Origin of the sequence: Mesorhizobium sp. M7A.F.Ca.CA.001.04.2.1, assembly GCF_003998485.1 — a bacterium.
Classification (GTDB): domain Bacteria; phylum Pseudomonadota; class Alphaproteobacteria; order Rhizobiales; family Rhizobiaceae; genus Mesorhizobium; species Mesorhizobium ciceri.
On sequence record NZ_RZQT01000079.1, the window covers coordinates 1 to 12,819 of the forward strand.

The window sequence follows — 12,819 nt, forward strand, 5'->3', positions numbered from 1 at the left end:
TCCGTATCTTCCCCATGAACCTGATCTACGCCGCCCTTGCCTTCCTGATGGCGCTTGTCTTCGGCTTTGTCGGCGTCACCCGCGTCGGCTCATGGCTGATCGAGCGCCGCGATCCGCCGCTCGGCGAGTTCGCCGACATCGACGGCGCCCGCATCCACTATGTCCATGTTCCGGCACCCGCCAACGCCGAGCTGCCGCCGATCGTCTTCATTCACGGCGCCAGCGCCAATCTCAGGGACCAGATGCTGCCGCTGCGTCCCTTGCTCGAAGGCCGCGCCGAAATGCTGTTCTTCGACCGGCCAGGCCACGGCTGGTCGGGTCGCGGCACCCATAACGAGAACCCGTCGGCGCAGGCCAACACCATTGCCGCACTGATGGACCATCTCGGCATCAGGAAGGCTGTCATCGTCGGCCATTCCTTCGGCGGCGTGGTGACATCGGCCTTTGGCCGCGAGCATCCAGACAAGACACTTGGACTGGTCTTCCTCGCACCGGCGACCCATCCATGGCCGGGCGGCGCAACCGCCTGGTACTACGATCTGACCACCATTCCGGTGCTCGGCTGGCTGTTTTCCGAAACGCTGACCTATCCGGCCGGTACACTGCAGATGGCCGACGCCACCACCTGCGTTTTCTCGCCCAACAAGGTGCCGGACAATTATCTCGGAATGGCCTCTATCCCGCTGGTGCTGCGACCAAAAGCCTTTCGCGCCAACGCCACCGATGTCGCCGGGCTCTATCGCTATGCCCTCGACGCCGCACCGCGCTACAACGAGATCAAGGCGCCAACCGTGGTCATTTCAGGCGATCGCGACAAGGTGGTCTATGCACATATCCATTCGGTCGGCCTGGCGCGCGACATTGCCGGTGCCGAACTCGTCTGGGTGCACAATCTCGGACACAAGCCAGACTGGATCGCGCCCGACCTGACCGTCGGCGCCATCGAGAAGGTCGCCGGCAAGAATATAGACCTGCAGGCGATGGCCAGGACCGTGGAGGCGCGCATCGCCGGCGACGCCTACGACGCCGGCAGATGCGCCGATATCAAGGTACCGCAGGCCGAACTCGCGCCGACCTAAGGCGGTCGCCCGAACCGTTCAGAGCCGACACGCTTTGGGAATCTAGCGGCTGACTTGTGTGTCCGACCCGATATAGGCGATGCGCAGCATGTTGGTCGAACCCGGTGTCCGCAGCGGTACGCCCGCGGTGATGATGACGCGGTCGCCCGGCTTGCCGAAGCCTTCGTCGAAGGCGATGCGGCAGGCGCGGTTGACCATGTCGTCGAGGTCGACGGCGTCGGGCGAGACAACGCAATGCGTGCCCCACAAAAGCGACAGCCGCCGCGCCGTGTTGAGGATCGGCGACAGCGCGATAACAGGCACTTGCGGCCGCTCGCGGGCGGCGCGCAGGCCCGTGGTGCCTGATGCGGTGTAGGTGATGATCGCCGACAGCTTCAGCGTTTCGGCGATCTCGCGCGCGGCCAGCGAAATGGCGTCGGCGCCGGTCGCTTCCGGCTCGGAGCGCTGGGCGTTGATGATGCCGGCATAGGTCGGATCGGTCTCGACCTTGGTGGCGATACGGTTCATCATTGCCACGGCCTCGACGGGATAGGCACCCGCCGCCGATTCCGCCGACAGCATGATGGCATCGGCGCCTTCGAAGACGGCGATCGAAACATCGGACACCTCGGCGCGGGTCGGCACCGGTGCCGTGATCATCGATTCCAGCATCTGCGTTGCAACCACCACCGGCTTGCCGGCGCGGCGTGCGGCGCGCGTGATCTGCTTCTGGATACCGGGCACCGCCTCGAGCGGCATCTCGACGCCGAGATCGCCGCGGGCGACCATCAGCGCGTCGGACAATTCGATGATTTCGGCCAGCCGGGCGACAGCCTGCGGCTTCTCGATCTTGGCCATGATCAGCGCCCGGCCGCGTGCGATCTTGCGCGCTTCGGCCAGATCCTCCGGCCGTTGCACGAAGGACAGCGCCACCCAGTCGACGCCTGTGGCCAGCACGGCATCGAGGTCCTTGCGGTCCTTCTCGGTCAACGCGCCGACCGGAAGGTCGGTGTCAGGCAGGCTGACGCCTTTCTTGTCGGAAATCGTGGTGCCGGCGACGACGGTGCAGACGATCGATTTGCCGTCGCTCTTCACCGCCTTCAGCTCGAGCTTGCCATCGTCGATCAGCAGGCGATGGCCGGCTTCGACCGAGCTCAGGATTTCCGGATGCGGCAGATAGACCCTGGTCGAGGTGCCGGGCTCGGGATTGTCGTCGAGCGTGAAGGTCTGGCCTTGCGTCAGCACTTCCTTGCCGTTGGCGAACTTGCCGACGCGCAGCTTTGGCCCTTGCAGATCGGCGAGGATGCCGATCGGCCTGCCAACGGCTTCCTCGACAGCGCGGATGCGTCCGACCAGCGTGCGCATCAGTTCATGGTCGGTATGGCTCATATTGATGCGGAACACATCGGCGCCCGCTTCGAACAGTTTCTTCAGCATCTCCTCCGAGGAGGAGGCAGGACCGATGGTGGCTAGGATCTTGACCTTGCGGCTACGTCTCATTGACTGTTTGTTCCCGGGGTGGCTGGAGCGCCTCCCGTTGTGGACTCATCGGTCAGCTGGACCATCCAGCTTGCCTGTTCGCCCGTGTCATATTCCTGGAATCCGGCGCGCTGAAAGCCCCGGGCGACGCAGTCGGTTACGCCTGCGATCTTGAACTCTTTTTCAGCCACGCACATGTTGATCGGGCCGTCCCAGCGTCCACCGCGTTCGGCGTCTTCTGCATAAAGATAGTAAAACCTTGATGACAGCGGCCCTTCGATCAGCGTCTTGCAACTCGATCCCTCGATGTGCCACCAGCCTTCGGTGATCCAGCCGGCCTTGGCGCGATAGCCGATGCCGACGCCAACCAGGTTCTGCGTGGCGTTGCAGACGCGGAAATCGGCACGCGCCGGCGAAGCCACGACCATGGCCGACAGGCCGATGGCAAGAGTGAGGAGCGGCATGGCAAAGGCAGAGCGCATGCGCTGCCCGCCGGCGGAACTCATCCGAAAACCCCTCAAAAACCACATCAGCATCTCTCTGCGCCCCTTTTCGGAAAAGTCCGGGCGCATGTCAACGCACCGTTTTGTCCAATTCCAATCGATTTAGAAAGGCTCCGGCGCACAATTCGCCGACTTGTGCCAGATTTCCCGGGAAACCTTGGCCAAACAACGGCATTGCGCAAGCGTCGTCTTCGTGGAATGACGATAGCATCCTCCCCGGAAGCCAGCGAACAGACCATTTCCCGCCAATGACCCGATCCACAGTTTTCGCGCCTTTCGACATCATCGAGGGCGACCGCAAGCGAGGCATCGTGCTGTTGGGCGATCATGCCCGTCGCGACCTGCCCGACGACTATGGCAGCCTCGGCCTGCCCTCAGCGGAGTTCGACCGCCACATCGCCTATGACATCGGCGTCGAGGGCGTGACGCGCGAACTGGCTGCCCTGCTCGGCGTGCCAGCGGTGCTCGCCAATTTTTCGCGGCTGCTGATCGATCCCAATCGCGGCGAAGACGACCCGACGCTCATTCGCCAGCTTTATGACGGCACGGTCGTACCTGGGAACTACCCCATCGCTGCCGAGGAGCGCGAGAGGCGGCTCGACGGGTTCTACCGGCCCTATCACGACGCCGTCAGCGCCATGATCGCCTCGGTCGCACAGGCTTCCGCCCAGGCGCCCTTCATCTTCTCGGTGCATTCCTTCACCCCGGCCATGCAAGGAATCCAGCGTCCTTGGCACGTCGGCATCCTGTGGGACCTCGACGACCGCGTGGCGCGGCCGTTGATAGACATGCTGGCGCAGGACAGGAACCTCGTCGTCGGCGACAACGAACCCTATGACGGCGCGCTGCGCGGCGACACCATGTACAAGCACGCCATCGTCAACGGCTTCGCCCATGCGCTGATCGAGATCCGACAGGATTTGATATCGGACCAGAAGGGCGCGCTCGCCTGGGCCGAACGGCTGGCGCCGATCGTTGACGCCATCGACCGCCGTCCCGATATACATGTGGTGAAGATGTTCGGCTCGCGCACCGGGCCGCTATGACGGAGGTTTCGATGACCGAACTCAGCGACGAGCAGCAACGCGATTTCGAGGCGGCCGCCTTCCGCCGGCTGGTCGAGCATCTGCGCGAACGCAACGACGTGCAGAACATCGACCTGATGAACCTCGCCGGCTTCTGCCGCAACTGCCTGTCGAACTGGTATCGCGAGGCGGCCAATGCCGAGGGCGTCGATCTCACCAAGGATCAGTCGCGCGAGATCGTCTACGGCATGCCCTATGCGCAATGGCAGGCGCTCAACCAGACCGAGGCCTCCGACGCCAAGAAGGCCGAATTCGAGGCAAGGCGCCCCAAGGACCATTAAGGCCAGCGATCACTCAAGGCTGTGTTTGGCTCAAAAAATGCTTCCCGAAAGAGCCTTGACTGAAAATTGAATCGATCTAATTTGCCGCGCGAAGCCATTTCTTGCGGGATTCGCCTCATGAACGCGTCAACTGCCAAGCTGATTGCCATTCGCGGACGATGGGCGCTCGCGGCCATTTTCCTCGCCAACGGCTTCCTGACGGGCAGCTGGGCGCCGCAGATTCCGGTGTTCCTGACCCGGCTGGAGATTTCGAAGTTCACGCTCGGTCTGCTGATTCTCTTGTTTGGGGTCGGCGCCGTCGTCGCGATGACCTGGTGTGGCCATTTGATCTCCAGACATGGTTCGCGCACCGTACTGCGTTGGTTCGCGCTGTGCGGCAGCCTCGGTCTCATGGTCGTGGCGCTGGCGCCCGACGTACCCTTGGCGGCCGTTGCCATGATCATCTTCGGCGGCTCGATCGGTGGCATGGACGTTGCCATGAATGCCAACGCCGTGGTGGTCGAACGGCGGCTCTCCCGCGCCGTCATGTCGTCTTCGCACGGCTTCTGGAGTCTCGGCGGTTTTGCCGGTGGCGGCCTCGGCGGCTTTGCCATCCAGCATTACGGCCACCTCGTCCACGCGGCGGCGGTAACGGCGTTTGCCTTCGCGGTGATCGCGGTGGCCGTTCGCCATCTCCTCGCCGAAGACAGACCGCAGGCGGCCGAGCACCACAAATTCGCACTGCCGGCAAACCCGCTGGTTTATCTGATCGGGCTGATGGCGTTACTGGCGATGATCTCCGAGGGCGCGGTGCTCGACTGGGCAGCCCTGTATCTGCGCCAGGAGCTCGGCGCCGATCTCGCCGTCGCCGGCCTCGCCTACGCCGGATTTTCAGGCGTCATGGCGGTTACGCGGTTCTTCGGCGACGGCATACGCAATCGCTTCGGCGCGGTGACGACGCTACGCGCGTCGGCCCTCGTAGCCGCGGTCGGCATGCTGGTGGCTGGCCTGGCGCCCTCGCCCTGGCTCGCCATTGCAGCCTTTGCCTTTTGCGGCTTCGGCATCGCCAATATGGTGCCGATCATCTTTTCGGCCGGCGGCAACCAGGAAGGCATGTCTTCCGGCACCGGCATGAGCGTGGTCACAACGATCGGATACTGCGGCATACTGGTGGCGCCGTCGGCGATCGGCTTCGTTGCCGAGCATTCCAGCTTCGGCCCGATCTTCATCACCATGTCGGGACTGCTGATCATCGTGTTGCTGATGGCCGGGCTCGCTCACCGCGCCGAATTCGCGCCAGCACCCGCCGAATAGCGTTTCAGCTCCTCGTGAAGGAAATCCACCACACGGCGGATGCGCACGCTGGTACGCACGTCGCGATGCATCGCCAGCCACACCGGCAGAACTGGCAGCGGCAGGTCAGGCAGCACCTTCTCAATCAAAGGATCCCTGTCGGCCAGCGGCTCCTGGCCAAGACCAATGCCGTTTCCCGCCCGCACCGCTTCCCACAAAACGATCTGGTTGTCGGCCCTGAAGCGGAAGCTGCTCCGGGTGACGGGGATGCCGTGTTGGGTAAAACCCCTGATGATCTCGTCGCCGCGGTCGAAGCCGACCAGATCGTGGTCGACAAGATCGGCAGGCTTCAGCGGACGGCCGCGCCTGTCGAGATAGGATTTGGCCGCGCAGGCGCAGAGCTCGATGTCGCAGACCTTGCGTGCCATCAGCTCGTTCTGCGCCGGCTTGACCATGCGGATGGCGATGTCGGCATCTCGACGCAGCAGGTTCTCGACCTGATTGGAGGCGACGATCTCGACCTCGATGCCGGGCTCCTCGATCCCCAGCCGCATCGTCATCTCAGGCAGGACATAGGCCGCCACGACCTCGCTGGCGGCGATACGCACCGTGCCTTCGATAGCCTCAACCGAACCCAGTGCCAGGAGTGAGAAGGCGCTTGCCTGCTCGCTGACCGCCTTGCCGCGTTCCAACAGCGTGCTGCCGGCCTCCGTCAGTTCGTAGCCGTGCCGTCCTCGACGGAACAGCGTGACGCCCAGCGCCTGTTCCAACTCGCCGATGTGACGGCCAAGCGTCGGCTGGCTGGCCGAAAGCTTCCGCGCGGCAGCCGACAGGCTGCCGGATTCCGCCACGGTGACAAAGCTCTTGATCAGGTTCCAGTCGATTTCTGCCATTCGTTTATGAATATCAGAACGCCACCTTTAGTCAATTTCCATTCGTATTCGAAGCGACCATATTCCAGCTGCAGACACCAACACGGACTGCAAACACCAACCAGGAGAACTCAGATGACCAAGATCGCTCTCACCACCGCCGCCATCCTCATTTCCGTCAGCGCCGCTTTTGCCGGCAGCGACAAGTTTGGTTCGAACGACGCCAGCCAGCCGGCCGCCACCAGCACCGACGACACGGCCACCGCTTCGATTCACAACCCCGATGCGGCCATCCGGAAGCCGGTCACACAGGGCAGCAACCGCGATCTCTTCGGCAGCCGCTGATCCCGATCGCGCCTGTCGCTGATCCCAATCGCGCTTGCCGCTGATCCCAATCGCGCTTGCCGCTGATCTCGATCGCGCTTGCCGCTGATCTCGATCGCGCTGTCGCTGATATCGATCGCCCGACCGACCATCTAAATCCCAACCAGGAGTGCTTCCAATGACCAAGATCGCAATTCTCGGTGCCGGTGGCCGGCTCGGCCGTGTGGTCGCCAAGGCCTTCATCGACGCGGGCTACGAGGTCCGCGCCGTCACCCGCAACGGCAAGGTGCCGGCCGAACTCAAGGGCGCCACGGCCGTTGCCGGTGACGCTCTCGACCGCGAGGCCCTCATCCGCGCCACGCAAGGTGTCGATATCGTCTTCAACGGCCTCAACCCGATCTACACCGACTGGGGCAAGTGCCTGCCGATGGCGCAGAATGTCATGGCCGCCTGCCATGCGAACGGCGCACTGCATCTCTTCCCCGGCACCGTTTACAATTACGGCTCGCCGATGCCGGCGGTGATATCGGAAGACACACCCTTCCACCCGACCACGCAAAAGGGCCGCATCCGCTGCGCCATGGAGGAATTGTTTCGTCGCGAGGCCGACGCGGGCCGCGTCCGCACCATTCTTCTGCGGGCCGGCGATTTCTTCGGCGGCACCGGCAGCGGATCATGGTTCGACCTGATCGTCGCCGCCAAGATCAACAAGGGTATCTACACCGCGCCTGGCCCGGTCGACCTCGTGCATGAATGGGCCTATCTGCCTGACTTCGCTGTGGGCTTCGTCGCGCTGGCGCGCAATCTGGACAAGCTCGGCTTCTATGAAGCGCTGAACTTTCCGGGCCACGCGGTCACCGATCTGCAGATCAAGGCCGCTGCCGAGAAAGCTATTGGTCGTCCGCTCAAGATGACTTCGATGCCCTGGTGGGTGCTGCGCGCTGGCAGCCCGTTCGTGGCGATGTGGCGCGAGATCGTCTCCATGTCCTACCTGCGCTTCGAGCCGCATCAGCTGGCTTCGATACGGCTGGAAGGCATCGTCGGCGAGATCCCGCACACGCCGTTGGATCAGGCGGTTGCTGAAGCTCTTGGCGATATCGGCATTGCCACCGTGGATGGCGTTGCGAAAGCTGCCTGACTCCCGCGATCACGGGCGCCGCCCCTCTGCACACTGAACAATCCCCGAGAGGGCGCCTCAGAGCCGTCCCATCAACAGCAACACCATGAGCACCACCAGCACGACGCCGACGATACCCGACGGCCCATAACCCCAGGAGCGCGAATGCGGCCAGGCCGGCACCGCGCCGATCAGGACAAGGATCAGGACGATGATGACGATGGTGGTGATCGGCATGAGAAGCCCTCGCTTCGACGTTTCGCTCAGAGACAATGCAGAGGCCGCCCGGTTGTTCCGGGCGGCCTCTGCGGTCAAATCGGCGATGGGGTCTATTCGGCGGCTCTCGGAAAGGCGACTTCCGGTTCGTCGCCTGCTTCCTGGCCAGGCCTGTCGGTCGGCGAAACCGTTCCCTTGCCGCGCCGGAACAGCCGGCGGAAAAACGCATAGAAGCGGCTGTTCTTGCTGCGCGTGAAAATCATCAGCATCGACGGCGTCACCACCAGCGTCAGCAAGGTGGCGAAGGACAGGCCGAAGACGATCGCCGAGGACAGCGAAATCCACCATTGCGTCGACGGCGCGTTGATCGTCGTCTCGTGATGGAAGATTTCCAGCCCAAGGCCGAAGGCGATCGGCAACACGCCGAGGATCGCCGACACCGCCGTCAGCACCACCGGCCGGGCGCGCTCGCGGCAGGTCTGCAGCACCGCGTCCATCTTGTCCCAGCCTTCTTCGCGCAGCCGGTCATAGGTGTCGATCAGCACGATGTTGTTGTTCACCACCACGCCGGCCAGAGCGATGACGCCAATGCCCGACATGACGATGCCGAAGGTCTCGCCTGTGATCAGCAGCCCCAGGAACACGCCAACCGTCGCCATGACCACGCAGGACAGCACCATCAGCACGCTGGTGAATTTGTTGAACTGCATCAGCAGCACCAGGAAGATCAGGAAGATCGCCGCCCCGAAGGCCTTGCCAAGGAAGGCGCTGGCCTCGGCGCTGTCTTCGTTCGAGCCGGCCAGCTTCCAACGTATGCCGCTGCCGAGATCCATCCCGGAGACGGCCTTGGTGACCTCCGCCTGCACGGCCGCGACCTGGGCGCCTGCGGCAACGTTTGCCTGGACGACCACCGTGCGCGCGCCGTCGATACGGTTGAGGATACCAACCGTCGGCTCCGGCTTGCGCACGACGAAATTCGAGATCGGCACCGAGCCTTGCGAGGTCTGCACCCTGAGCTCGTCGAGCGTCGACAGCGTGCGCCGGTCTTCCGGCAGACGCAGCCTGATGTCGACGGCGTCGTCGGCGCCGGCAGGCCGGTATTCCGAAAGCTTCAGCCCGTTGGTCACCAGTTGCACCACTGTGCCGACAGCGGTTGGGCTGATGCCATATTGCGCTGCCTTGGCACGGTCGACCTCGAGCGCCCAGTCGACGCCGGGCGGCGGGAGGCCGTCGGAAATGTCGATGACGCCAGGCACCTTGCCGATGCGTGCCGCAACCGCGCGCGCTTTGTCGTCGAGCCCCTTGGGGTCGACGGCCGAAAGCCTGATCTGGATCGGCTTGCCGGTCGGCGGACCGGCCTCCGGCACGCGCACCTCGACATCGACGCCGGGAATGCCGGCCATGACGCCGCGCAAATCGTTCAGGATCTGGTTCGCCGACTTGCGCTCGCGCCAATCTATGAATTCGTACTGGATGACGCCGACGACGTCTTCAGGGACATCCTGGCCGCCGCCTTGTGTCTTGCCGACGCGGGTGTAGACCGACTTGATGCCGGGCCAGCCGAGCATCCTGTTTTCGGCAATCTTGGTCGCCGTATCCATTTCGGCCAGCGAAAGGTTGCCGCGCGCGTGCACGTAGAGCAGGCCGTAGTCGGGCTCGACACTGGGGAAGAATTCAACACCGGCGCCATATTTCGAATAGGCAAAGCCGACGCCGAACAGCAGAGCGACCGTCAGCAAAACCACCGTAATCGGAAACCGCACCGCCTGCTTGACGATCGCCATGTACCAGCCGTCGCGATTGTCATCCTCATGATGCTCCGGCGCCTTGGCGAAGATCGCCCCCAGCGTCGGCGCGAACACCAGCGCATAGAGCATCGAGGCCGATAGCGTCACGATCAGGGTGATCGGCATGTACTTCATGAAGTCGCCGATGATGCCCGGCCAGAACAGCAGTGGCGAGAAGGCGGCTATGCGCGTCATCGTCGCGGCAATGACCGGACCGGCCATGCGCTTGGCGGCCAATGCGAAGGCTTCCGCCTTCGGCATGCCTTCGCTCATCCGCCGTTCGGCGAACTCGGTGACGATGATGGCATCGTCGACCAGCATGCCGACAGCCAGGATCAGGCTGAACAGCACGATCATGTTGATCGTGTAGCCCATCATCGCCAGCAGCAGGATGCCGATCAGGAAAGACGACGGAATGGCCAGGCCGATCAGCAGCGAGGCACGACCCGACAGCGCGTAGAGGATGACGATGAACACCAGGATGACGGCGATCATGACGTGGTTCTGTAGATCGCCGAGCAACTGGTTGACGAAGACCGACTTGTCCTGCGTGTAGGTGACGTTCATGCCTTGCGGCATCGTCTTGACGTAGGCGTCGGACACCTCCCTCACCTTGGCGAGCGTGTCGATCAGATTGGCGCCGATGCGCTTCTTGACTTCGATGGCGATGGCCGGCTTGCCATTGAGGCGCGTGATCGTCGTGGCATCGGCGAAGGTCGAGCGGATCGTCGCGATGTCCTTGGCCTGCACCACGGCATTGGGGCCGGCGACCACGGGCAAGGCCGCCACGTCCTCGGGCGTCTCGATCAGTGACGGCACCTTGACGGCGTATTTGCCTTCCGAGCCTTCGATATTGCCGGCGGCGACCAGACTGTTGGAGGCCCCGACAGCGCCGATCAGCTGATCGAGTTGCAACCCGTAGGACGACAGTTTCATCGGATCGATGACGACTTCGACAAGATCGTCGCGCGAACCCTGCAACGAGCCCTCCAGGACGCCTGGCACTTCCTCGATACGGTCGCGCAGTTCGCGCGCGGCGGCGGTCAGCACGCGTTCGGGCAATTCGCCCGACAGGGTGACGACGAGGACGGGGAATTCGGAGATGTTGACTTCGGTAACGACCGGCTCTTCGGCCGCCTGCGGCAGGTCGGCCTTGCCGTCCTGGACCTTGGAGCGCGTGTCCTGCAAGGCCGTCGCCAGATTTGTCTGCGGCTGGAACTCGACCAGCACATAGCCGCCGCCCTGGAAGGCGGCCGAGCGCATTTCCTTGAGGCCTTTCAGGCTCTTCAGCTTGCTTTCCATCGGCCGCAGCAGAAGGCGCTCCGAATCCTCCGGCGAAATGCCCTGATAGATCAGGCTGATATACATCATCGGAATCGGAACGTCGGGCTCGGCTTCCTTCGGCGTCGACTGATAGGCGACCCAGCCGGCGAGCAGCAGGAAGACCAGCACCGAGATGGTCAGGCGGGCATTGTTGATTGCGAGTCTGACGATATCCATGGCTAACGCCTGTTCTTGAATTTCACGAGCTGCGTCGCAGCCAAGTGTCCCCGCCCGGGGTCTGTCCGCCGTATCCCATGCTACTGCGTGCCGGCGGTCGCTTCGCCCAGCAGTTTCTGGATGGTTGCCTGGTCGGCTTCGACCAGCTTGACCTCATCGCCTTCCTTCACCAGTTCCTGGCCGGCAACGATGATGCGCGCATCGGCAGGGATGCCGCCAAGCACCAGGCCGGTCGGCGTGTCGTCGACGAGGTCGATGGGGAAGAACGCAACCTTGTTGTCCTTGCCGACGGCACGGATGCCGAGGTCGCCCTTGTCGCCGAGCGTCACCACCGAGCGCGGCAGCAGCACCGCATCGGTCGGCAGCGCGCTGAGTGCGATTTCCGCCGTCATGCCGGCCGGCACGGAGCCGTCGGCATTGGGGACGGCAACCTCGACGCGGAAGGTGCGGGTCGCCGAAGAGGCGTCGCGGCTGATGTAGCGCACGGTGCCTTCGACAGTCTGGCCGCTGACCAGCCGTATGGTGGCCTTGTCCCCGAGTTTCAGGTAGCCGAGATCGCGCTCGCTGACTTCGCCGCGGGCAATCACCGGATCGAGCTTGAGGATGGTTGCCACCTCGCCGCCCTGCATGATGGAACTGCCAAGTTCCACCGGCACCCGGTCGATAACGCCGTCGAAGGGCGCCTTCACCTCGTTGCGGTCAAGTTCGGCCTGTGCCGTTTCCAGTTGCGACTGCGCCGAGGTCAGGTTCGAGCGCGCGGTGTCGAGCTGCAGCTTCGGCAGATTGCCGGTCTTCATCAGCCGCAAGGCTGCGTCCAACTCGGCCTGGCGCTGCACCACCAACTGCTTTGCATTGTCGACCATCGAGATCTTTTCTTCCGCCGCAAGCATCAGCACCAGATCCCCCGTCTTGACGTGATCGCCTTGCTTGACAGGCAGCTTGTCGATGACACCGGCGACGCGCGTCGCCAGCACCGCCCGCTTGTCGGCTTCGGTCAGCCCGGAAATGCGGATGGCGCGTGCATAGGTCTTGCGTGGCGGCGTCACCACCGCAACGGTGCGCAGCGGTGCCTTCGGCTCGGCTTCAGCCGTCTTCGGCTTGGCCGCGTCCGGCGCCTTGGCCTGTTCGGCTTCGGCTGCCTTGGCTTTGTTGGCGGCTACGCTGCCGACCGACGAAAACTCGCCTGTCGCCATCCACGCCGCGAAACCAATGAGCACAACAATGGCTGCAAGCTTGTGAAACCTGATTCTCGGCATCGTCGTTGTTTTCCACTGCGGGTTCGGCCAGCGTCCTCATAACGCGGGCGCGTCGCCGATATGGGTGCG

General features: G+C 63.6%; 12 protein-coding genes. 6 read left to right on the forward strand and 6 right to left on the reverse strand.

Annotated features, from left to right (window positions below; all coding sequences use genetic code 11):
* The first annotated feature begins 14 nt into the window (after positions 1–14).
* A complete protein-coding gene (locus EN955_RS22650) occupies positions 15–1,079 on the forward strand; it encodes an alpha/beta hydrolase (protein ID WP_024502958.1) in 1,065 nt (354 codons plus the stop codon).
* A 42-nt stretch (positions 1,080–1,121) separates the two neighbouring features.
* Here EN955_RS22650 and pyk read toward each other — a convergent pair whose 3' ends face one another.
* Together pyk and EN955_RS22660 are read right to left on the reverse strand one after the other, a co-directional pair.
* Positions 1,122–2,558, reverse strand: a complete 1,437-nt coding sequence (gene pyk / locus EN955_RS22655) for a pyruvate kinase (RefSeq protein ID WP_013529204.1) — start codon at positions 2,556–2,558, stop codon at positions 1,122–1,124.
* Positions 2,555–3,043, reverse strand: a complete 489-nt coding sequence (locus EN955_RS22660; protein ID WP_013529203.1) for a DUF1036 domain-containing protein — start codon at positions 3,041–3,043, stop codon at positions 2,555–2,557. Before EN955_RS22660 ends, pyk begins: the two co-directional genes overlap by 4 nt.
* Positions 3,044–3,288: 245 nt before the next feature.
* On the opposite strand from EN955_RS22660, the gene EN955_RS22665 reads away from it, so the two are divergent.
* The 3 genes from EN955_RS22665 (at position 3,289) to EN955_RS22675 (ending at position 5,699) form a co-directional block, all read left to right on the forward strand.
* Positions 3,289–4,086: an N-formylglutamate amidohydrolase gene (locus EN955_RS22665; protein ID WP_024502956.1), complete on the forward strand. Its 798-nt coding sequence runs from the start codon at positions 3,289–3,291 to the stop codon at positions 4,084–4,086.
* Between the two features lie 11 nt (positions 4,087–4,097).
* Positions 4,098–4,406, forward strand: coding sequence for a DUF1244 domain-containing protein (locus EN955_RS22670; protein WP_013529201.1), 309 nt, complete (start codon positions 4,098–4,100; stop codon positions 4,404–4,406).
* Between the two features lie 117 nt (positions 4,407–4,523).
* A complete protein-coding gene (locus EN955_RS22675; protein WP_024502955.1) occupies positions 4,524–5,699 on the forward strand; it encodes an MFS transporter in 1,176 nt (391 codons plus the stop codon).
* On the opposite strand, the gene EN955_RS22680 is transcribed toward EN955_RS22675, so the two are convergent.
* The gene (locus EN955_RS22680) at positions 5,663–6,571 is read right to left on the reverse strand and encodes a LysR family transcriptional regulator (RefSeq protein ID WP_024502954.1); all 909 of its coding nucleotides are present in this window, start codon (positions 6,569–6,571) and stop codon (positions 5,663–5,665) included. The two genes, EN955_RS22675 and EN955_RS22680, sit on opposite strands and share 37 nt — an antisense overlap.
* A gap of 114 nt (positions 6,572–6,685) precedes the next feature.
* Between EN955_RS22680 and EN955_RS22685 the strand changes: the two genes are divergently transcribed.
* Both EN955_RS22685 and EN955_RS22690 read left to right on the forward strand, forming a co-directional pair.
* Positions 6,686–6,895, forward strand: a complete 210-nt coding sequence (locus EN955_RS22685) for a DUF680 domain-containing protein (protein WP_024502953.1) — start codon at positions 6,686–6,688, stop codon at positions 6,893–6,895.
* A 157-nt stretch (positions 6,896–7,052) separates the two neighbouring features.
* Entirely contained in the window at positions 7,053–8,012 is a 960-nt protein-coding gene (locus tag EN955_RS22690) for an SDR family oxidoreductase (protein WP_024502952.1), read from the forward strand.
* Between the two features lie 57 nt (positions 8,013–8,069).
* On the opposite strand, the gene EN955_RS22695 is transcribed toward EN955_RS22690, so the two are convergent.
* From EN955_RS22695 to EN955_RS22705, 3 genes are all read right to left on the reverse strand, one after another.
* Positions 8,070–8,228, reverse strand: coding sequence for a DUF3309 family protein (locus tag EN955_RS22695; RefSeq protein WP_013529196.1), 159 nt, complete (start codon positions 8,226–8,228; stop codon positions 8,070–8,072).
* Between the two features lie 92 nt (positions 8,229–8,320).
* Positions 8,321–11,494, reverse strand: a complete 3,174-nt coding sequence (locus tag EN955_RS22700) for an efflux RND transporter permease subunit (RefSeq protein WP_024502951.1) — start codon at positions 11,492–11,494, stop codon at positions 8,321–8,323.
* An 80-nt stretch (positions 11,495–11,574) separates the two neighbouring features.
* On the reverse strand, positions 11,575–12,750 hold the full coding sequence (locus tag EN955_RS22705; RefSeq protein ID WP_024502950.1) for an efflux RND transporter periplasmic adaptor subunit: 1,176 nt from the start codon (positions 12,748–12,750) through the stop codon (positions 11,575–11,577).
* Positions 12,751–12,819: the final 69 nt, after the last annotated feature.

Coding starts and splice junctions, on each gene's coding strand:
- EN955_RS22650 (WP_024502958.1), top strand. CDS start 15: ATGAACCTGATCTACGCCGCCCTTGCCTTCCTGATGGCGCTTGTCTTC.
- pyk (WP_013529204.1), bottom strand. CDS start 2,558: ATGAGACGTAGCCGCAAGGTCAAGATCCTAGCCACCATCGGTCCTGCC.
- EN955_RS22660 (WP_013529203.1), bottom strand. CDS start 3,043: ATGAGTTCCGCCGGCGGGCAGCGCATGCGCTCTGCCTTTGCCATGCCG.
- EN955_RS22665 (WP_024502956.1), top strand. CDS start 3,289: ATGACCCGATCCACAGTTTTCGCGCCTTTCGACATCATCGAGGGCGAC.
- EN955_RS22670 (WP_013529201.1), top strand. CDS start 4,098: ATGACCGAACTCAGCGACGAGCAGCAACGCGATTTCGAGGCGGCCGCC.
- EN955_RS22675 (WP_024502955.1), top strand. CDS start 4,524: ATGAACGCGTCAACTGCCAAGCTGATTGCCATTCGCGGACGATGGGCG.
- EN955_RS22680 (WP_024502954.1), bottom strand. CDS start 6,571: ATGGCAGAAATCGACTGGAACCTGATCAAGAGCTTTGTCACCGTGGCG.
- EN955_RS22685 (WP_024502953.1), top strand. CDS start 6,686: ATGACCAAGATCGCTCTCACCACCGCCGCCATCCTCATTTCCGTCAGC.
- EN955_RS22690 (WP_024502952.1), top strand. CDS start 7,053: ATGACCAAGATCGCAATTCTCGGTGCCGGTGGCCGGCTCGGCCGTGTG.
- EN955_RS22695 (WP_013529196.1), bottom strand. CDS start 8,228: ATGCCGATCACCACCATCGTCATCATCGTCCTGATCCTTGTCCTGATC.
- EN955_RS22700 (WP_024502951.1), bottom strand. CDS start 11,494: ATGGATATCGTCAGACTCGCAATCAACAATGCCCGCCTGACCATCTCG.
- EN955_RS22705 (WP_024502950.1), bottom strand. CDS start 12,750: ATGCCGAGAATCAGGTTTCACAAGCTTGCAGCCATTGTTGTGCTCATT.